Source organism: Ornithinimicrobium sp. CNJ-824 (assembly GCF_001942405.1).
GTDB lineage: Bacteria > Actinomycetota > Actinomycetes > Actinomycetales > Dermatophilaceae > Ornithinicoccus > Ornithinicoccus kibberensis.
This window is the reverse complement of the sequence record NZ_MKKA01000059.1, coordinates 118,297-138,743: the sequence shown is the minus strand read 5'-3', so window position 1 is coordinate 138,743 and position 20,447 is coordinate 118,297. Positions and strand designations below refer to the sequence as shown.

Below are 20,447 nucleotides of genomic sequence, written 5' to 3'. Positions count from 1 at the left end.
CCGGACCTGTCGACCGTGCGTCCCTTCGACCCCGCCCTCCTGCGAGCCCTGCCCGCCACCCGCGGGCCGGTGGCGCTGCTCTCGCTGGTCGGTGTCGTCTCCGGCGCGGTGGCGATCGCCCAGGCGGTGGCGCTGGCCTGGGCCGTGCACCGGGTCGTCACCGGCGGCGACCTGACGGGACCGCTGACCTGGCTGGTGCTGCTCCTCGCCGCCCGCGGCGTCCTGGCCGGGCTCACCGAGCACGTCGCCCGCGTCGCCGGCCTGCGGGTCGCGGCCGTGCTGCGGCTGGCCGTGCTGCGGCGCTGGCTGCGTCGGCCGGAGGAGACCCGGCCGCCGGCGGAGGTCGCGGTCACCCGGGCGACCGAGGGGGTCTCGGCCGTCGAGCCGTATGTCGCCCGCTACCTGCCCGCCCTGGTCACCGGCGCGGTGGTGCCCGTGCTGGCGGTGCTCACCCTGGCCGTGATCGACGTGTGGAGCGCCCTCATCGTGGTGCTGACGGTCCCGCTGCTCCCGCTCTTCGCGGCGCTCATCGGCCAGCACACCCAGGACCAGACCGAGCGCCGGTGGGAAGCCATGGCGCTGCTCGCCGGCCACTTTCTCGACGTGGTCCGCGGCCTGCCGACGCTGGTCGGATACGGCCGCGCCTGGGCCCAGGTCGACGTCGTGCGCGAGGTCGGGGACCGGCACCGCAGGGCCACCGTCCAGACGCTGCGCACCGCCTTCCTGACGACCGCCGCGCTGGAGCTGCTGGCCACCATCTCCGTCGCGCTGGTCGCGGTCGCGGTCGGACTGCGGCTGGCCTTCGGGCAGCTGGACCTGCTCACCGGCTTCGCCGCGATCCTGCTGGCCCCGGAGGCCTACTGGCCGATCCGCCGGGTCGGCGCCGAGTTCCACAACGCCGCCGACGGCGCCGAGACCCTGGAGAAGCTGCGCGCCGAGGGGGTGCTGGATGAGCAGGGCGAGGAGGGCACCACCGGAGCAGGGCCGGCCGCGGCGGCCGCGACCAGGTCCGGACCGGACGGGGTCGCCGCCGACCGCACCGCCCTCAGACCCGACCAGGTCGGCCTCGCCGGCGTCTCCTACGCCCATCCGGGCCGCAGGCGCAGCATCGTCGACGTGAGCCTGACCAGCCTCGCGGACCCGGGGCTGACCGCGCTGACCGGCCCCTCCGGCGCGGGCAAGACCACCGTGCTCGAGCTGCTGGCGGGCTTGCGCACCCCCGACGCCGGGCAGGTCGTCGCACCGCGGGCCCACCTCGCCGCCCAGCGCCCGGTCATCCTGCCCGGCACGGTGCGGGACAACCTGGCCCTGGTGGACGAAGGCCTGACCGGCCCGCAGATGGTCGCGGCGTTGGACCGGGTGGGGCTGTGGGACGCCCTGGCCGGGCGCGAGGGGCTGGACACCGTGCTCGGGGACGACGGCTTCGGCCTGTCTGCCGGGCAGCGCTCGCGCCTCGCGCTGGCCCGGGCCGCGCTCAGCGGCGCGCCCCTGGTGCTGCTGGACGAACCGACCGCCAACGTCGCGATCACCTCCCTGCCCGCGCTGCACACCGTCATCACCGCCCTGGCCCGAACCCGCCGGGTGGTCGTCGTCACCCACGACCCCGACCTCGCCGCCCTGGCCGACGACCGGTGGCGGGTCGAGCCCGCACCCGCGCCCGCACGGCACCGTCCGCCCGCTCCGCTCCACGCGCGCGTCCCCACCACCGGCGCAGGTGTGACCACCGCGCACCGTGACCGCGCCGGGGGGATGGGCAACGCCAGGGAGAAGGACGACAGCGACGGGACGGCCGGCCCCGGGGACGGAGCCCACCCCGAGCCCGGTGTCGTCGCCCCGATCGAGACGCCTCGGGGTCGGCACGGCCTCGTCCTCGCCTGCCTCATCGGCGGCGCCTCCGTCGCCTGCGGCGTGGCCCTCACCGCCACCTCCGGGTGGCTGATCGTGCAGGCCTCCACGCAGCCGGTGATCCTGACCCTGCTGGTGGCGATCGTCGGAGTGCGGGCGTTCGGCATCTTCCGGCCGGTGTTCCGCTACGCCGAGCGAGTGGTCTCCCACGACGTCGCGCTGGAGGAGCTGGCCGACCGGAGGGCGGACGTCTTCGCCCGGCTCATCCCGCTGACCCCGGCCCGGCTCGGCCGACGCAGCCGCGGTGAGGTGCTGACCACCGTCGTGCGCGACCTCGACGACGTCGTCGACGAGCGGGTCCGCGTCACCGTCCCCGCGTGGTCTGCGGTCCTGGCCACCGTCGTCGGCGTGGTCCTCGCCGGCTGGCACGTGCCCGCCGCCGGCCTCGCCCTGGCCGCGGGTGCGCTGCTGGTGCTGGCGGTCAGCGCCGCCGGGTACGTGCTCGAGCACTCGGCCCAGGGCCAGGCGGTGCGCAGCCGCGGACAGGTGCAACACCTGACGACCGCGCTGACCTCGCGGCTGCTGGCGGTGCAGGCCGTCACCGGCGTCGACGCCGACCCCCGGCCCCTGGTGCGGCCGGTGGCCGAGGCGGAGGAGGCACAGCAGGCTCTCGAGACCCGGTTGATCCGCGCCCGGGCGCTGACCATCCTCGGCCTCTGGCTGGTCGTCGCCGCGACCACCGCGGTCGTGGCCCAGCTGACCTGGTCGGCCCACACCGCCGGCCTGCTCTCCGCACCCTACGCCGCGATGGTCGCGCTGATCCCCCTCGCCCTGGCCGACCCCTGGACCGACTCCGCCGACATCGCCGGGGCCCGCGCCCGGGCGCGGGCCGCCGCGGCCCGGCTCGCCCGGGTGCTGGACCAGGGGCCCGCGGTCGCGACCGGCGGCGCGCAGGACGAGGACCAGACCGGCCGCGCACCAATCACCCACCTGGCCCTGAACAGGGCCGGCGCGAGCTGGACGGCCAGCCCCGCCCGGGCAGGGGCGGGGGGCGAGGGCCCGCCGCATACCTCCCTCGACCTGCCACCGCTCGACCTGGACCTGCCGCCGGGCACCCGTGTGGCGCTCACCGGGCCCAACGGCACCGGCAAGTCGACCGCGCTCGCGCTGCTGGCGCGGCACCTGGACCCCGCGACGGGCAGCTGCACCGCCGACGGCCAGGACGTGCGCGACCTGCCGCTCGGCCAGGTGCGCGGCGCGATCGCCGTGGTCGACGACGAGCCGCACGCCTTCCTGGGCTCGGTGCGGGCCAACCTCGTCCTGGCCGCGCCGGAGGCGAGCGACGATGAGTTGCTCGCCGCGTTGGACGCGGTGGACCTGGGGCACTGGTACGACACCCTGTCCGACGGCCTGGACACCCGGCTGTCCGGCCTGTCCGGCGGCGAGCGCGCCCGGCTGTCCCTCGCCCGTGCCCTGGTCTCGGCCCGTCCGGTCGTCCTCCTCGACGAGCCCACCGCGCACCTCGACGACGCCACCGCCGAGCGGGCCCTGGCCGGCCTGCTCGCCTCCCGCCCGGCGGACGACGGCGTCGTCGTGATGGTCAGCCACCGGCCCGGGAGCGGCGCCGGCTGGGTCACCGAGCAGGTGCACCTCGGAAAGGCTCGATCAGCGCAGGTGGCCAGGATCGGCTAGGCATGTCCCTGGTCGTCGCGGTCGTGCTCCTCGCCCCGGCAGGGCCGGCGTTCTGGCACTTCCTGCGGTAGCGCGATCGGTGGCCTCGGTATGGGGCTGGTCGTCGGCCCGCTGACCGAGACGGCCCTCTCCCGGGTGTCGCGCAACCACGCCTCCGAAGCCTCCGGGGTGTCAAACAGCGTTGGTCAGTTCTCCGCCAGCCGCGGATTCGCCACCGTGGGGAGCACGTACTTCGCCATCGTGGCCAGCGCGGCCAAGCCCTCCGACCCCCCTCTACAACAGCGGCCTGAGCGTCGCTCTAACCGTCGGGATTGCTGTCGCTCTGCTCGCCGCCGTTGTTGCCATCCGCCTGCCCCAGCACCACATCATCCCGGCGAACCAGCCCATGGACATTGACGTGGATCGATGACCGGGCCCCTGTTCCAGCGACGATCCTCATGTGGGACGGCCACTGTCGATGGTGCCATCCTGTACATCGACGTCGTCGGTACCGTAGCGACGGGCGTGCACGCCGGCGGGCGGACGACGCATGCTCACCCAAGTTGGAGCGACCCAGGCTGGCTCCAGTGCTCTGCCGTCCGGCGATGCTGGCCGGCGGAGCCAAGCCACGGGATGGGCTCACCATGAGGATTCGGACAAGTTGGTGAGACGGTCGGCGTCCCGACAATCTGTCCCATCGCAGGTCAACGGCTCGCGGCGATGACAATCCGCGCGAGAACCTACAGCGACGGGCCCGGGGATGCGGGCCTGCATTCCCGGCTACGCGCTGAGCGAAACACCCCTCGCCCGGGGCACAAAGTCCCGGCCACGGGACGTTGTCGTGCTTGACTGAGAGGCACCAGGAGGGGACCGACCACCCTGGGGCCAGGAGAGGAGACCGACGTGAACGCCACGCTGACCCCCGAGCTGACCGCTTCCGACCGCTGCGACCGTTGCGGTGCCCAGGCCTACGTGCGTGCGCGCCTGGGTGACGGCCTCGAGCTGCACTTCTGCGCCCACCACGGCCGCGAGCACCTCGACAAGCTGCGCCACCTGCAGGACGTCGACATCCTCGACGAGACGCACCGGCTGCACGCCGAGGAGAGCCCGGCTCTCTGAGCCACCGCGCTCGCGACGACCGCACGCGGACCGCCCGCGCACGCCCCGAGCGTGCGCGGGCGTCCTGCGTCCCGGGCCCTCCCCTGGCTGGCAGACTGGCTGCCCATGACCGTGCTGGAGATCGTGCTCGCCCTGCTCATGGCCGTCGGCGTGCTCGGCATCGTCGTGCCCGTCCTGCCCGGTCTGCTGCTCGTGGTCGTCGCGGTGCTCATCTGGGCGCTCGAGTCGCCGAGCACGAGCGGGTGGGTGGTGCTGGGCGTCACCCTGGTGCTGTTCCTGGCCGGGACGGCCCTGCAGTGGCTGGTCCCCGGTCAGCGCATGCGGCGGGCGGGGGTGGGCACCAGCACCCTGGTGGCCGGCGTGGTCGCGGCGGTCGTGGGCGCGTTCGTCATCCCCGTGGTGGGGCTGTTCGTCGGGTTCCCGGTGGGAATCTTCCTCATCTCGCTGGCCCGCACCCGGGACCGCACCGAGGCCTGGTGGGCCACCCGCCACGCGCTGCGGGCGGTCGGCACCAACATCCTCATCGAGCTGGCCACTGCCTTCGCGATCATCGCGGTGTGGGCGGTGACGGTGCTCTTCGTGCGCTGACCCTGGGGGGCCGGGCCGGGTGCGGCGGGCGGGCCTGGGCCTGGTGCGCCGGGCCGCTCAGAAGGGGCCCTGCTCCTTGCGCCGGTCCCACTGCTGCTCCATGCGGTCCATGAACGAACCACCCTTGGGCGCCCTCGGCGGCTTGGGCCCGCGGCCACCTCCACCGCCACCTCCGCCGCCACGGCCGCCCCGTCCGGGGCCGCCGCCGCGCGGCCTGCCGTCGGGACCGACGGCGGTGAGGGTGGGGCCGGCGGCATGGCCCGGCGTCGCCGCCCACGCACCGCCCAGCACCATCGCCAGGAAGCCCACGGCACCGACCCAGATCATCTGCGACATGACGCCGACGACGACCAGCGCGAGCCCGCCGACGGCGGCGAGGACCCCCAGGGCCATGCGGCGGCGGTCCAGGCCCCGCCCGCCACCGCGGGACGCGGTGCTCTTCAGGGTCGTGGCCAGGCGGGGATCCTCGGCGTAGAGCGCCTTCTCCATCTGCTGCAGGACGCGCTGCTCGTGTTCGGAGAGGGGCACGGGGACCTCCGGTGGTGGTAAGGCGGGCCTCGGCCGGGGTGCTGCCGACGCCCATGTCTTGGGGATCAGGATATGACGCCAACGCGCGAATCACTAGCGGGAGTTCCCGCACGCCCCGACGGAGGGGTCGGACGGCGCGCGGGGACGTCCCGGGGACGCTCCGGGAGCAGGCTCGCGGGGCGGACCGCGTGCCGGCCGAACCGGGCCGCGGCGCGGTCCACGGCCCGTTCGGCCTCCCGCCACCCCTTCTCCGGCTCGTCCAGCCGGCCCTGGACGAGCGTGGTCCCGGCGTCGGTGATCCCCTCGACCCGCACGCCGAGCATCCGGACCCGGGCCCGCTGCAGCCCGAGCGCGTCGTAGAGCGCGCAGGCGGTGGCGTGCACGTCCCGGGTCACGTCGGTGGGCACCGCGACGGTGCGCGAGCGGGTGATCGTGGTGAAGTCGGAGAACCGGACCGTGAGCACCACGGTGCGGCCCAGGACGCCGGCGTGCCGCATCCGGCTGGCGGTCCGCTCGGCCAGGTGGAGCAGCTGGCGACGCACCACCACCGGGTCGTCGACGTCGTGGGCGAAGGTCTCCGAGGACCCCACGCTGCGCTCCCGGCGCGCCGGGGTGACCGGGTCGTCGTCCCGCCCCCAGGCCAGGCCGAGCAGCCGGTGGGCCGTCTGCTCCCCGAACGCCCGGCGCAGGGTCGCGACCGGCACGTGGGCCAGCTGGCCCACCGTGTGCAGCCCGAGCCGGTGCAGCTCGGACTCGGTGGCCTCCCCCACGCCCCAGAGGGCACCGACCGGCAGCGGGTGCAGGAAGGGGACCACCTCCCGGCGGGAGACCAGCCGCATCCCGTCGGGCTTGGCCGCCCGGGAGGCCATCTTGGCCACCGTCTTGGTCGGTGCCCCGCCCACGGAGCAGGTCAGCCCCTGCTCGTCGGCGACGGTGTCCCTGATCCACTGGCCGATCTGCCGGGGCGTCCCCCACTGCCGGGCGGTGGCGGAGACGTCGAGGAAGGCCTCCTCCATCGACACCGGCTCCACCCGGGGGGTGACCTCGGCGAAGACCGCCATCACCGCCTCCGACACCCGGGCGTAGCGGTCGTGGTCGGGGCGGACGACGACCGCCGCCGGGCACAGCCGGCGCGCGGTGGCCATCGGCATCCCCGAGCGCACCCCGAACGCCCTGGCCTCGTAGGTGGCCGAGAGCACCACGCTGCGCCATCCTCCGCCGACGACCACCGGCCGGCCGCGCAGCTCGGGCCGGTCGAGCAGGGACACCGCGGCGTAGAAGGCGTCCATGTCGACGTGCAGGACGTCCACCGTCGGCCTCACCATCCCGAGCTCCCCGGGCTGGAGTGCCACAGCTTGGCCGCGGGGGTTCCCCGGGCGTGGCCGCCGGCGGGCCGGACGTCGGCGTAGGGCGACTGCCGGAACCCCGAGGCGTGCACGAGGACCCGTCGGTCGGGCGCGGCGCCGTCGGCGGCGGCCGCCAGCGCCCGGGCCTGCTCCTCGACGGCGGCCATCGCCGCGCGCACCCCCTCGACCCCGTCCCGCTCCCACGCCTGGGACAGGGGGCCCAGCTCCCACGCCCCGGTGGCGCGGACCGAGACCCCGCGCGGCCCGGTGCGACGCACCACCCGCGCACCAGCAGCAGCCAGGAGTGGAAGATCGTCGTGGCGTACGGACCCTGCACGTCCTCGAAGAAGGTCGCGTCGGCCGGGCCGGTCCCGTCGTCGAGGGTGAGGAAGACCACCCGGCGTCCGGAGCGCACGGGCGGGGTCTGGGTGGCCACCTTGGCCCCGGCCAGCAGCACCTCGGCGGCGTTGCGCCGGGAGAGCAGGTCGCGGGACCGGGTCACCCCCAGCTCGGCCAGCATGGGTCCGTAGGCGGCGACGACGTGCTGGCTGACGTCCAGGCCGAGGACCTCCAGCTCGGCGTGCAGCTGCTCGGCCGGGGTCATCTCCGGCAGCCCGCTGCCCACGACCGTCGGCTCGTCGCCCAGGTCGAGGGCCAGCTGGGTGGCGGGCCCGGCCTGCTCGTGCCAGCCGCGCCGCCCCACGGCCTGGGCCCGGGTGCGGGCGGCGACCTCCCCCTCGACCACGGGCGCCGGTCGCCGGCGTCCGGCGCGGCTGCGTCCCGAGGCGGTGTCGACGTGCCGGCTCCACCGGTCCAGCTCGCGCACGTGCAGCAGCAGGTCGCGGCGGGTCAGCCCGCCCCGCCCGGCGGCCCGGCGACCCACCCGGTGCAGGGCGTCGAACCCGCCCGCGAGGACGAGCCGTTCGGCCGTGGGCCGGCTGGGCCGCGCCCGCTGCCACAGGTCCGACAGCGAGGAGTAGGGCTGCCCGGCGACGATCCGCCGCACCTCGTCCTCGCCGATGCCCTTGACGTCGGCCAGCGAGAGCCGGATGCCGTAGCGGTGCGCCCGCCGCTCCACCGCGGCCATCACCCGGTCGACCCGGTCGGGACCCCGGCCCAGGACGGGCCGCGCACCGCCCCGGACGTCCTCCTCCGCGACGTTCCCGTCGCCGGCTCCGCCCTCCGCGCCGACCCCGGCGGTTCCGTCCTCCGCGACCCGCTCCACCCGGTAGACGTCGGTGGAGGCGTTGACGTCCAGCCCCAGGACGTGGACCCCCATGCTGCGGGCCTCGTCGAGGATGAGCCGCTTGGGGTACATGCCCGGGTCGTGGGTGAGCACCCCGGCCAGGAACGCGGCCGTGTGGTGGGTCTTCAACCAGGCCGACTGGTAGGTCGGCAGGGCGAACGCCGCCGCGTGCGCCTTGCAGAAGCCGAACGAGGCGAACGCCGCGAGCACCTCCCAGATCCGGTCGACGTCCTCGGGGGGGTAGCCGCGGTCGGCCGCCGCGGCCCGCCACCACAGCTCGACCTCGCCCTGGCCCTGCGGCGTGCCCATGGCCCGGCGCACCTCGTCGGCCTGCGCCAGGCTGACCCCGGTGGTCTCGGCCACGATCTGCAGCACCTGCTCGTGGAAGACCACGACCCCGCAGGTCTGCTCCAGGTAGGGCTCGAGGCTGGGGTGCAGGTACTCCGGCTCGCCCCACCCCTGCCGGGCGTGCAGGAAGGGACGGATCATGTCCGACTTGACCGGCCCGGGCCGGAACAGCGAGATGTCGATGATGATGTCGGAGAAGGTCTCCGGGGCGAACTTGCCGACCAGCTCACGCTGGCCGGGCGACTCGATCTGGAAGCAGCCGAGGGTCCGCGTGGACTGGATCAGGGCGTAGGTGTCCTCGTCGTCCAGCGGCACCTGGGCCCGGTCGTCCAGGTCGACCCGGACCTCGTCGACGCGGGCGACCTCCTGGACGGCGTGGGCCATCGCCGACTGCATCCGGATGCCGAGCACGTCGAGCTTGAGCAGCCCCATCTCCTCGACGTCGTCCTTGTCGAACTGGCTCATCGGGAACCCCAGCCAGCTGGCCTCCACCGGGGTGCGGTCCAGCAGGGCGGTGTCGGACAGGATCACCCCGCACGGGTGCATCGCGATGTGCCGGGGCAGCCCGTCGAGGGACTCCACCAGCTCCAGCAGCAGCTGCATCCGGGGGGCGTCCAGGCCGGCGGTGCGCAGCTCGGGCAGGTCGCGGACGGCGGCCCGGGCGTCCCGGGCACGCACGTGCGGGAACGCCTTGGCCAGCACGTCGACCTCCCCGGGCGGCATCCCCAGGGTGGCGGCGACGTCGCGGACGGCGTGCCGCACCCGGTAGGTCTCGGCCATGGAGACGGTGGTGACCCGCTCGGAGCCGAACCGCTCCAGGATGCGTTCGTACATCTCGGTGCGCCGGGCCGACTCGACGTCGATGTCGATGTCGGGCAGCTGCGCGCGCAGCGGCGAGCAGAACCGTTCCATCAGCAGCCCGTGCTCCATCGGGTCGACGCCGCTGATGCCGAGCAGGTAGGTCACCAGGCTCCCGGCCCCCGAGCCCCGGGCCGCGACACGGACCCCGTGGTCGCGGATGAGGTCGCACACGGCGGCGACGGTGAGGAAGTAGGTGGGGTAGCCCAGCCCGGCGATCACGCCCAGCTCCTCGTCCAGCCGGCGACGGACCCGCTCCAGGTATGCGGTGCCCGCGCCGGGGTAGCGGGCCGGCACCGCGTCGGCGCACCGCCGGGTCAGGACCTCGTGGGCCTGGCCGACCCCGGCCACGCCGAGCACCTGCGGCTCGGGCAGGTGGACCGACCCGATGCCCAGGTCGGAGCGGGCGTCCTGGGAGCACTCGCCGGCCAGCGCCAGGGTGTCCCGCAGCAGCGTGCCGGCGTCGGCACCGGCACCGGCCGCCTCGGCCAGCGACCGGGCCCGGGCGTGCATGGTCGCGGTGGTGGCCAGGTGGCCGGCGGTGCTGACCCGGTCGAGGTGGCGCTCGTCGAGGGCGACCATCCGGCGGGCGGCGTCGAGGACGTCGACCACCCGGGCCTGCTCGGGGACGGCGTGCCGGACCGCCGCCGTGAGCACGGCGGGGACGTCGCACTCGCGGGCCAGCGCCCAGGCGCGGGCGGCGTGCCCCAGGCTGCCGGGGGTGCCCTCGGGGCCGCCGTGGACGACGAGCTCGACCCGCAGCGCACCCGGCGGCAGCAGGCGTTGCCACGCCTGCAGCCTGGCCCTGGCCAGGTCGCGGCGCCGGGCCAGCACGGCGCGGCCGACGTCGGAGTCCGGTCCCAGGAGCACCACCACCGGCGCGACGCCGTCGACGGGGGCGGCCGCCCGGGCGAGGAGGTCGGGCCGGGTGCGCGGCACCCCCCGCTCCCCCGCGAGGTGGGTCTGGGTGACCAGCCGGCACAGCCGTGCCCACCCGGTGCCGGGGGCCAGCCCGGGGCGCTGGCCCCGGGCGAGGACGACGACCCGGGGCCGCTGGTCGTCCACGAGGCTGCCGCCCTTGGCCGGGGAGGCCCGCCCTGGGGCCCCCAGCTCGATCCGGGCCGGGCCGGACAGGTCGTCGTCCGACCGTCCACGGGCGTCGGGCCCGGATACGGCTCCGGTGCCGGGCCCGGCACCCTGCCCCAGGGCCAGGTCGACCCCCAGCACCGGGGTGAGCCCGGCCGCCGAGCAGGCCCGGACGAACCGGACCGCGCCGTAGAGCCCGTCCCGGTCGGTCAGGGCGAGCGCGGACTGGCCCAGCTCGACCGCCCGGTCCACCAGCTCGTCCGGGTGCGAGGCGCGTAGCGCATCGACGCGCTGGAGGCCACGTGCAGGTGGACGAAGTCGTCGGGCGGGGGGACGGGCATGGGGATCACGGGTCCTGTCACGGGAAGGGGTGGGACGCACCGGCACGGGGGCCGGGAAGGGTCTGCGGGCCCGGCCGGCCAGACGAGGCTCGGCCGGGCCGGACGGGGCTCAGCTCGGCCGGACGGGGCTCAGCTCGGCCGGCAGCGGCAGGCCGCACGGCAGGTGCAGGCTGGCCCGGACCAGCTCCAGGAACCGCTCGCCGGAACGGACCAGGTCGTCGGCGTCGCGCGCGGTCACCACGTCGGCACCGCGCTCCAGCGCCAGCCGCCGGCGGCCGGACCCGGCGAAGAAGACGGCCCACTCGGTCAGCTCCGGCGCCACCGTGGGCAGCACCTCCCACACGCTGCGCGGCCTGGCCCGCCGGCTCGGCGCGCTGCGGGCCGCCAGCAGGGCCGCCCCCGCCCGCAGCGCGGCCAGGTGGGCCTGGGTGTAGCGCTCGGACGCCGTGCCGCTGTGGCAGGCCAGCAGCAGCCCGCCACGGGCCCGGTCCAGCAGGTCCAGCACGGTGCCGGCGGTGCCGGTCGGCCCGTCCGGCTCCGGGGAAGGTCCTCGGACGGTCTCCCTGGTGGTGCCGATGGTGGTGGTGCTCATGGTGTTCTCCTCGTCTCGTCGTCGCCGTGGGGTGGTGCTCGTCGTGTCGTCGTCGTGCTCGTCGTCGTGGTGCTCGTCGTCGTGGGCGCCGTCAGTCGCTGACCCGTTCCAGCCGCCACCGCTCGTCCTGCACCAGGTCGTAGACCCCCTGCCCGAGGGTCCGGCCGGCCGAGGCCTCCACCCGCCACACCTGCTGCTCGAGGACCTCCGCGGACGGTCCGCCCGAGACCCCCTCCTCCTGCCGGCGCCACCACGGCACCCGCTGCGTCCACTGGGCCAGGACGCCGCGCACCACGTGGACCCGGCCCTGCCACAGGAACGTCGTCGGGACGTGCGTCGGGCCCCCGTCCGGGCCGGTCAGCGTCCCCCGGCGCCACCCCGGCTCGAGCCGGACCCGGTGCTCCTCCGGGTCGCCCAGCCTGACCTCGACCTGGTCCTGGTACCACCTGCTCATCGACCTACCTCCGCCCATGTGTTCGAACTCGTGTTCGATACGGACAAATGTACGAGCCAGCACCGACAAGCTCAACCCCTCCGGTGCCCGCCCCGGACGATCCCCAGGTGGGAGGCGCACCACCGGTCCGACCGACCGACCCGTCCGGTCCCCTGTGGACGAAGGACCCGGGCCGGATCCCCGGTCCGGGCAGGATGGCCACCGGCCCGGGCCAGGGGCGGGGATGGCCCGGGCCGACGGGGGCCGTCCGGGGCCGGGCACCCCCGCGCCACCCGTTAGGCTCGTCGGGACGGACGGACCCCCGGTCCCCGAGCTGAGGAGATCACCCGTGGCGCACGCCCACCCGTTGGACGGCGTCGACCTGCGGCCCCGTGTGCAGCGGGCCCTGGACGACCACCTCGCGCACCAACGGGAGGTGCTGGCCGAGCTCGGCGCACCCATGGGCCCGCTGGTGGACGCGGTCGCCGACCTGCTCGCCGGCGGGAAGCGGCTGCGGGCGGCCTTCCTCTACTGGGGCTGGCGCGCCGCGGGGCGTCCTGACGACGAGGCCGCGGTCCGGGCCGCGAGCTCGATGGAGGTCTTCCAGGCGGCCGCGCTCCTGCACGACGACGTCATGGACAACAGCGACCGACGCCGGGGACGACCCACCGCCCACCGCGCCTTCGCCACCCAGCACCGCGGGCAGGCCTGGAACGGCGACCCCGAGCGGTTCGGCCACGCCGCCGCGATCCTCGCCGGCGACCTGTGCCTGAACTGGACCGACGAGCTCTTCTCCACGAGTGGCCTGCCCGTCGACGCCCTGACCCGGGCCCGCCCCGAGTTCGACCGGATGCGGACCCAGCTCATGGGCGGCCAGTTCCTCGACATGCTCGAGGCCGTGGTGGGGTGGGCCGACCTGGGCTACGCCGAACGGGTCGAACGCTCCCGCACGGTCATCCGCTACAAGAGCGCCCGCTACTCGGTGCAGCAGCCCCTGCTCGTCGGCGCCCGCGCGGGGGACGCCGGCCCCGGGCTCCTGGCCGCGCTCGCCGAGTACGGCGCCCAGCTGGGCGAGGCCTTCCAGCTGCGGGACGACGTCCTGGGCGTCTTCGGCGACCCCGGGCACACCGGCAAGCCCGCGGGGGACGACCTGCGGGAGGGCAAGCACACCGTGCTCGTGGCGCACGCGCTGGAGCTGGCCGACGAACCGGGGGCCGAGCTGCTCGCCGCCAGCCTGGGCGACCCCGACCTCGACGAGGCCACGGTCGAGGCCTGCCGGCGGGTGCTGCGCGACAGCGGCGCCCTCGCCCGCACCGAGGAGATGATCGACGCCGCCGCGCGGGCCTCCCTGGAGGCCCTGGGGTCGGCGCCCGACCTGGACGACGTCGCCGCGGCGGCCCTGGCCGAGCTGGTCGTCATCTGCACCGACCGGCACCTCTGAGCCCGGGCCGGGCCGGTCGCCCCCTCCTGGCTAGAAGGCTTCCTCCTGGGCCCGACGCCGGACCTCGGTCTTGGCCCCGGCGTGCAGCGAGGCGACCGGGCTGCCGCCGGGCAGGCTGTCGTCGGGCCGGTGCAGCCACCCGATGATCTCCTCGTCGCTCATCCCGCCGTCGGCGAGCACGGTGATCGTGCCCCGCAGCGGGCCCAGGGGACCGTCGTCGTCGAGGAAGCCGGCGGGGACCATGACGGCGTTGTTCGGCCCCCTGCGCAGCCCGATCAGCTCACGGTCCTGCAGCCAGCGCCGCACGGTGAGCAGGGGAGCGCCCGTCCGCTCCATGATCTCGGGGACGCTGAGCCAGTCGTCGGTCGGAATTACATCGGTGCCATTTACCACATCTTCTAGTCAATCACATGGATCGACACGCCGTCAGGGTGGTGCGGCGTCCCGGAAGCGAGTACTGTCCCTCGTGCCTCAGTGTTCACGGTCCTTCCCCTGGGTCTCTGCACACCCTGTGGCACCGGTCGTCCCACCCGCACTCCCCTGTCCCGGAGGTCTCCCCCGTGAGCCCGCTCTTCGCCGCCATGCCACCTGCCGACCTGCCGGCCATGGCCTACGCCCCCACCGCCCTGCACACCTCCGAGCTGACCACGGCGACAACGACCAGGACCACCTACACCGTGCGCTCGGGCGACACGGTCTACGGCATCGCCGCCCGGCACGGCGTCAGCCCGGAAGCGGTCGTGCGGGCCAACGGGCTGAGCCAGGGCGGCCGGTGGATCCTGCCCGGGGCCACCCTGGTCATCCCGCGCGAGGGGGCCGCGGTGCCGGCACCAGCTCCGGCGCGGAGCACCCCCCGGGCCGCCTCCGGCACGGTGACGGTCCGCTCCGGGGACACCCTGTCGCAGATCGCCCTGCGTCACGGGACCACCGTCGAGACGCTCGTGTCGGCCAACAGCATCACCAACTCCCGGCTCATCTACCCCGGCCAGGTCCTCACCCTGCCGGGTTCCTCGACGGCACGGACCTCGACCTCGAGCACCGCCGACCGTCCCAAGCCGTCGCCGAAGACGTCGTCCCCCACGACGTCGGCCCCGAAGGCGTCGTCCTCCTCGGCCGGCGGCACGGTGACCGTGCGCGCCGGCGACACCCTGTGGGGCATCGCCCACCGCAACGGCACCACGGCCTCCGCCCTGGCCGGGGCCAACGGCATCTCCAGCTCGGCCTTCATCCACCCCGGACAGACGCTGCGCCTGCCCGGCACCGGGGGTTCCGGCCAGGCCGCCCCCGCTCCCGCCCCCTCCGCCCCGAAGAAGGCCGCTCCCACCCGTGCCTACGACGAGAGCTCGGTCGGCGACTACCGCAAGGGCGAGAAGGTCGAGGACACCTTCCTGCACTACCGCTACAGCGACGGGGTGGCCCGGTCCGCCGCGGCCAACCGGGACTACCTCGCCGGAGTCGAGGTGCCCTCCGCGGCCCAGATCAAGGCGTTGATCACCGAGACCAGCCGCCGGCACGGCGTCGACCCCACGCTCATGCTGGCGCTGTCCTACCAGGAGTCGGGCTGGAACCAGCGGGCCGTCTCGCCCGCCAACGCCATCGGCGCCATGCAGGTCATCCCCAGCTCGGGCGAGTGGGCCAGCTCCCTCATCGGGCGCGAGCTGAACCTGCTCGACCCGGAGGACAACGTCGAGGCCGGGGTGGTCATCATGCGCACGCTGCTGCGCGCGGCCGACACCCGCGAGGACGCCATCGGCGGCTACTACCAGGGCCTGGCCAGCGTCCGCGAGCACGGCCTGTTCCCCGACACCGAGCAGTACGTGCGCAACATCACCGCCCTCATGAAGCGCATCTGAGCCCCGGCCCGACCTCCCACGGTCGGGGCTTCGTGCTCCGTACAGTGGCGACGTGAGCACGTCCACCGACCACGACCACGTCCTCGGACGGGTCGTCGACGCCCGCTACCGGGTGGAGGACGTGCTCGCCACGGGCGGGATGGCCACCGTCTACCGGGCCCGCGACCTGCGCCTGGACCGCCCGGTCGCGCTCAAGGTCATGCGCCCCGACCTGGCGGCCGACGAGCAGTTCGTCGGCCGGTTCGTCGTGGAGGCCCGCACCGCCGCCCGGCTCTCCCACCCGCACGTGGTCCCGGTCTACGACCAGGGCCGGGACGACGGCGTCGTCTTCCTGGCGATGGAGCTGGTGGAGGGCCGGACCCTGCGCGACGTCATCGACGAGCACGCGCCGCTGTCCCTGCGGGCCGCGCTCCGCCTGGTCGAGCCCGTCGTCCAGGCGCTGGCCGCCGCCCACGAGGAGGGCCTCGTCCACCGGGACGTCAAGCCTGAGAACGTCCTCCTCGGCCGCGGCGGCACGGTCAAGGTGGCCGACTTCGGCCTCGCCCGGCTGGACGTGGCCGACGCAAGGACCACCGAGGTGCTCTGGGGCACGGCCGCCTACCTCGCCCCGGAGCAGGTCGAGCACGGGCGCGCCGACGCCCGCACCGACGTGTATGCCGTGGGTCTGCTCCTCCTCGAGCTGCTCACCGGCCGCAAGGCCTTCCCCGGCCAGGACCCCCTGCGGGTGGCCTACGAGCACGTGCACGTCGGCGCCCCCCGCCTGCGCGACCTCGTGCCCTCGGCCCCGGCCTCCGTGGAAGACCTCCTCCTGCGTGCCTCGGCGACCGAGCCGGCCGACCGGCCGCCCGACGCCGGCTGGCTGCTCACCGAGCTGCGCTCGCTGCGCCGGAGCCTGTCGGACGAGGAGCTCGACGCCGTCCCGGCGCTGCCGCCCTCCCCGCCCGACGCCACCGTCCCGGTCGCCGTCCGCGCCGCGTCGGGCCCTCCCGGGACCGGCCGCACGCCGACGGACCCGGCGGACGCGACCCAGGTCATGGGTCTGCAGCCGGCGGACGCGACCCGGCAGATCACCGGGGCGCCCGAGGGCCACTACGCCCGGACCCGCGGCAACCGTGCCCCCAGGCCCGCCCGTCGCGGCGCCCGCGGCACCGACCGGGGCGCGACGGCATACCCTCCGACGGCCGGGACCGACCGGAGGCGGCGGCGGGGAGGGGCCGCCGCCTGGGTGCTCGCGCTGCTGCTCCTCGTGCTGGGTGCCGGCGGGGCGTACGGCTTCTGGTACCTCACCGAGGGGCCGGCCGTGCACTCGGCGATGCCGACCGTCGTCGGGCTGACCGAGGACGAGGCCCGCGCCGCGCTGGACGCGCGCCAGCTGGACCCGGTGGTGGAGCGCGACTTCTCCGAGGAGGTGCCCGCCGGGACCGTCGTCTCGGCCGACGCCGCCCCCGGCAGCGAGCTGCGGCACGGCACCGACGTGCGGCTCGTGGTCTCCCAGGGCCCGGAGAGGTATGCCGTGCCGCGCCTGGTCGGGCTGACCGTGGACGAGGCGACGCAGGCGCTGGAGGAGGCCAGTCTGCAGCTCGGCGGGCGCACCGGCCGGTTCGACGAGACGGTCCCGGCGGGGACGGTCCTGGCCTCCGACCCCGACGTGGGCACGCAGCAGCCGCCCGGGACCGCCGTGGCCGTCGTCGTCTCCGACGGCCCCGCGCCGGTCGACGTCCCCGACGTGACCGGGCGGACCGAGCAGGAGGCCCGGGACGCGCTCACCGGCGCCGGGCTCCTCGTCGAGGTCTCCCCCGACCGCGTCTTCGACGACGAGGTGCCCGAGGGCGCGGTCGTCAGCCAGTCGCCCGGCCCGGCGCAGGTCGAGCGGGGCACGACCGTGCGGCTGGTCCTCTCCCAGGGCCCCGAGCTGGTCGAGGTGCCCGACGTCGTGGGCCGGCAGTTCTCCACGGCGGAGGAGGAGCTGACCGGGCTGGGGCTGACGGTCGTGCGCGAGGACGTGCGCGGCGGGTTCTTCGGCACCGTCCGCGAGCAGTCCGTCGAGCCGGGCACCGAGGTGGCCCCGGGGACCGAGGTCGTGCTCGCCGTCGTGTGAGCCTCAGCCCTGGTGGGCCCAGCGCTCCTCGAGGGCCACCCGGCCGCGGGGGTGCCAGCCCCGGGCCTCCCAGTAGCCCTGCTGCGCCGTGTGGTGGTAGCTGATCTCGGCGATCCACTTCGGCGCCTTGAACCCGTAGAGGTGCGGGAGCACGACCCGCGCGGGCCAGCCGTGCTCACGGGTCAGCGGCTGCCCGTCGACGTGCGTGGCGAGCAGGCGTCGGGGGCCAGCAGGTCCTCCAGGAGGACGGCCGAGGAGTAACCGCGGGAGGCCGCCAGCAGCACGTGGTGGGCGCCCTCCTCCGGCGGTGCGGCCGCCACGACGTCGGCCAGCCGGACGCCGCCCCATCGCAGGCCGGTCACGCTGTGCCGGTCGACGCAGTGCAGCGCGGCGGCCACCTCGACGAACTTCATCTGTGCCAGCATGCCCCGGTCCAGGACGGTCAGACCCCCGTCGGCGGTGGCACCGCGCACGGTCAGCCGCCAGCGTTCCCCGTCGACCTGGGGGACCTTGCCGTAGTGGGAGGCCAGCCAGCGACCGGCCGGCCGCTGGCCGGGCGGCAGGTCCGGCCCCTGCCCCGCGGCCGTGCCGTCCCCCGTCACCGCCGTCCCTCCCCTCAGACCGGCCCGCGGCGCAGCAGCCCGGCCAGGACGTCCACCGCGGCGTCGGTCGTCGGGTCGTCGACGTCCAGGTGCCAGACGTAGCGGGCGTGCCGCGGCCCGGTCAGGTAGCCGAGCACGCCGGCCTCCCCGGCCGCGGCGACGAGGCCGGGACCGGTCCAGCCGGCGGCGCCGACGTCCAGGACGAGGATGTTGGTCTCGACCGTGCCCGGCTCGACCGTGCCGGGGGCCGCCTGCGCCAGGGCCTCGGCGGCCCGGCGGGTGCGGGCGTGGTCCTCGGCGAGCCGCTCGATGTGGTGCTCCAGGGCGTGCAGCCCGGCGGCGGCCAGGATGCCGACCTGGCGCATGCCGCCGCCCAGCCGCTTGCGCCATACCCGGGCCTGGTGGATCCGCTCGGCGTCCGCGGCCAGGACCGACCCGACCGGTGCACCCAGCCCCTTGCTGAGGCACACCGAGACGGTGTCGGCGCACGCGCCGTAGTCCGACAGCGGCGTGCCGGTGGCCACGTGCGCGTTCCACAGCCGGGCGCCGTCGAGGTGGACGCCGACGCCGACCTCGGCGGTGGCTCCCGCAGCCGCCGCATGTCGGCCAGCGGCTGGACGGTGCCGCCGCCGAAGTTGTGCGTGTTCTCCACGACGACGCAGGCGGTGCTGACCTGGTAGGCGCCCCCGTCGGGGACCATGACCGACAGCGCGGTGTCGACGTCGAGCAGCCCGCGGTCGGCCACCCAGCTGCGGGTGGTGATACCCGAGAACGCCGCGGCGGCCCCCAGCTCGGCGCGCAGCACGTGCGCCAGGGAGTCGGTGACGACCTCCTGGCCGGGGCCGGCGTGCAGCCGCAGGCCGACCTGGTTGGCCATCGAGCCGGTGGGCATGAAGAGCGCGGCCTCGTGGCCGAGCAGCTCGGCGACCCGGGCCTCCAGCTGGGCGACCGTCGGGTCCTCGCCGTAGACGTCGTCGCCCACCTCCGCGTCCACCATCGCCGCGCGCATGGCGGGGGTGGGCCGGGTGAGGGTGTCCGAGCGCAGGTCGGCGACGACGGGGGTGGGGGCGGCCATCTAGTGGACGCCCCGCTCGAGCATCTCGGCGACGACGAAGGCCAGCTCCAGGCTCTGCTGGTGGTTCAGCCGCGGGTCGCACAGCGTCTCGTAGCGCAGGCCCAGGTCGTCCAGGTCGACGGGGTGCACCCCGCCGACGCACTCGGTGACGTCGTTGCCGGTGAGCTCGACGTGGATGCCGCCGGGGTGGGTGCCGGCCTCGGCGTGCGCGGCGAAGAAGCCGCGCGCCTCCTCCACGACGTCCTCGAACCGCCGGGTCTTGTGCCCGCTGGGGGAGGTGAAGGTGTTGCCGTGCATCGGGTCGCAGACCCAGCTGACCCGGTGCGCCTCCTCGCCGAGGGAGGTGAGCAGGGCGGGCAGCACGTCGCGGATCTGGTCGGCCCCCATCCGGGTGATGAAGGTCAGCCGGCCGGGGGTGCGCTCGGGGTCGATCTTGTCCATGAGGGCCAGCACGGTGTCGCGGTCGGCCGTCGGCCCGAGCTTGACCCCGACCGGGTTCTGCACCCGGGAGACGAAGTCGATGTGCGCACCGTCGAGGTCACGGGTGCGCTCGCCCACCCAGACGAAGTGGCTGGCGGTGTCGTAGAGCAGCCCGGTGCGGTGGTCGCGGCGCACCATCGGCCGCTCGTAGTCCAGCACCAGCGCCTCGTGGGCGGAGAAGAACTCCACCCGGCGCATCTCCTCGGCGTCGGCGACGCCGGAGGCCTCCAGGAAGCGGACGGCCCGGTCGATCTGGTGGGCCATCTGCTCGTAGCGCTTCTGCGCCGGGCCCTGGATGAAGCCCTTGTTCCAGGCGTGCACGCTGCGCAGGTCGGCGAACCCGCCGCTGGTGAAGCCGCGCACGAGGTTCAGCGTCGCCGAGCTGGCGTGGTAGGCCCGCAGCAGCCGGTCGCGTCGTGACGCCGCGCCTCGGGGGTGAACTCGAAGCCGTTGACCATGTCGCCCCGGTAGGCCGGCAGGGTGACCCCGCCGCGGGTCTCGTCGTCCCGGCTGCGCGGCTTGGCGAACTGCCCGGCCATCCGGCCGACCTTGACGACGGGCGTCCCGGCGCCGTAGGTCAGCACGACCGCCATCTGCAGGATCGTCTTGATGCGGTCCCGGATGTTGGGGCCGGTGACGTCGGCCAGGGTCTCGGCGCAGTCGCCGCCCTGCAGCGTGAAGGCCCGGCCCGCGGCGACGGCGGCCATCCGCTCCCGCAGCAGGTCCGCCTCGCCGGCGAACACCAGCGGCGGATAGGTCCCCAGCACCGAGAGGACGTGCGCGAGCTCGGCCGGGTCGTAGCTGGGCTGCTGCTTGGCCGGGAGGTCGGGCCAGTCGATGGCAGCCCCGGGGGCCGCGGTCAGGCCGGTGGTGTCGGTGCTCACCCGCACCATGGTA

General features: G+C 75.4%; 13 protein-coding genes and 3 pseudogenes. 6 read left to right on the top strand and 10 right to left on the bottom strand.

Annotated elements, in window-relative coordinates:
• Positions 1-15 precede the first annotated feature (15 nt).
• The 3 genes from cydC (at position 16) to BJF81_RS14430 (ending at position 5,223) form a co-directional block, all read left to right on the top strand.
• Positions 16-3,537, top strand: a complete 3,522-nt coding sequence (gene cydC / locus BJF81_RS14440) for a thiol reductant ABC exporter subunit CydC (protein WP_075958922.1) — start codon at positions 16-18, stop codon at positions 3,535-3,537.
• Between the two features lie 882 nt (positions 3,538-4,419).
• Positions 4,420-4,635 (top strand): DUF7455 domain-containing protein, encoded by a 216-nt coding sequence (locus BJF81_RS14435; RefSeq protein ID WP_075958921.1) that lies wholly within the window; start codon positions 4,420-4,422, stop codon positions 4,633-4,635.
• A gap of 105 nt (positions 4,636-4,740) precedes the next feature.
• Positions 4,741-5,223, top strand: a complete 483-nt coding sequence (locus BJF81_RS14430) for a DUF456 domain-containing protein (protein ID WP_075958954.1) — start codon at positions 4,741-4,743, stop codon at positions 5,221-5,223.
• Positions 5,224-5,280: 57 nt separating this feature from the next.
• On the opposite strand, the gene BJF81_RS14425 is transcribed toward BJF81_RS14430, so the two are convergent.
• From BJF81_RS14425 to BJF81_RS14405, 5 genes and pseudogenes are all read right to left on the bottom strand, one after another.
• Entirely contained in the window at positions 5,281-5,751 is a 471-nt protein-coding gene (locus BJF81_RS14425) for a DUF3040 domain-containing protein (protein ID WP_075958920.1), read from the bottom strand.
• Positions 5,752-5,816: 65 nt separating this feature from the next.
• Positions 5,817-7,040, bottom strand: a complete 1,224-nt coding sequence (gene dinB, locus BJF81_RS14420; RefSeq protein ID WP_342447162.1) for a DNA polymerase IV — start codon at positions 7,038-7,040, stop codon at positions 5,817-5,819.
• A gap of 29 nt (positions 7,041-7,069) precedes the next feature.
• Positions 7,070-10,976, bottom strand: a pseudogene (locus BJF81_RS14415) (DNA polymerase III subunit alpha).
• Positions 10,977-11,085: 109 nt separating this feature from the next.
• Complete coding sequence (locus tag BJF81_RS14410) at positions 11,086-11,568, bottom strand: SAV_6107 family HEPN domain-containing protein (RefSeq protein WP_158068703.1); 483 nt, start codon at positions 11,566-11,568, stop codon at positions 11,086-11,088.
• A 91-nt stretch (positions 11,569-11,659) separates the two neighbouring features.
• Positions 11,660-12,022: a DUF6504 family protein gene (locus BJF81_RS14405; RefSeq protein WP_083664263.1), complete on the bottom strand. Its 363-nt coding sequence runs from the start codon at positions 12,020-12,022 to the stop codon at positions 11,660-11,662.
• Positions 12,023-12,350: 328 nt separating this feature from the next.
• Here BJF81_RS14405 and BJF81_RS14400 point away from each other — a divergent pair, with 328 nt between their 5' ends.
• Positions 12,351-13,442 (top strand): polyprenyl synthetase family protein, encoded by a 1,092-nt coding sequence (locus BJF81_RS14400; RefSeq protein ID WP_237770255.1) that lies wholly within the window; start codon positions 12,351-12,353, stop codon positions 13,440-13,442.
• Positions 13,443-13,472: 30 nt separating this feature from the next.
• On the opposite strand, the gene BJF81_RS14395 is transcribed toward BJF81_RS14400, so the two are convergent.
• Positions 13,473-13,835 carry an Rv2175c family DNA-binding protein gene (locus BJF81_RS14395; protein ID WP_075958919.1) on the bottom strand — a complete coding sequence of 121 codons (363 nt, stop codon included), beginning with the start codon at positions 13,833-13,835 and terminating at the stop codon, positions 13,473-13,475.
• Between the two features lie 167 nt (positions 13,836-14,002).
• Here BJF81_RS14395 and BJF81_RS14390 point away from each other — a divergent pair, with 167 nt between their 5' ends.
• Complete coding sequence (locus tag BJF81_RS14390; protein WP_075958918.1) at positions 14,003-15,295, top strand: LysM peptidoglycan-binding domain-containing protein; 1,293 nt, start codon at positions 14,003-14,005, stop codon at positions 15,293-15,295.
• Positions 15,296-15,347: 52 nt separating this feature from the next.
• Complete coding sequence (gene pknB, locus BJF81_RS14385) at positions 15,348-17,393, top strand: Stk1 family PASTA domain-containing Ser/Thr kinase (RefSeq protein WP_075958917.1); 2,046 nt, start codon at positions 15,348-15,350, stop codon at positions 17,391-17,393.
• 3 nt (positions 17,394-17,396) lie between these two features.
• Here pknB and BJF81_RS20460 read toward each other — a convergent pair whose 3' ends face one another.
• The 4 genes and pseudogenes from BJF81_RS20460 to BJF81_RS14370 all read right to left on the bottom strand — a co-directional run bounded on the left by BJF81_RS20460 (position 17,397) and on the right by BJF81_RS14370 (position 20,443).
• A complete protein-coding gene (locus BJF81_RS20460; RefSeq protein ID WP_269087348.1) occupies positions 17,397-17,579 on the bottom strand; it encodes a molybdopterin-dependent oxidoreductase in 183 nt (60 codons plus the stop codon).
• Entirely contained in the window at positions 17,576-17,995 is a 420-nt protein-coding gene (locus tag BJF81_RS20455; RefSeq protein WP_158068702.1) for a molybdopterin-dependent oxidoreductase, read from the bottom strand. Before BJF81_RS20455 ends, BJF81_RS20460 begins: the two co-directional genes overlap by 4 nt.
• Before the next feature lie 14 nt (positions 17,996-18,009).
• A pseudogene (locus tag BJF81_RS14375) lies at positions 18,010-18,992 on the bottom strand (threonine aldolase family protein).
• A gap of 78 nt (positions 18,993-19,070) precedes the next feature.
• Positions 19,071-20,443: pseudogene (locus BJF81_RS14370) on the bottom strand (class II 3-deoxy-7-phosphoheptulonate synthase).
• Between the last annotated feature and the right edge of the window lie 4 nt (positions 20,444-20,447).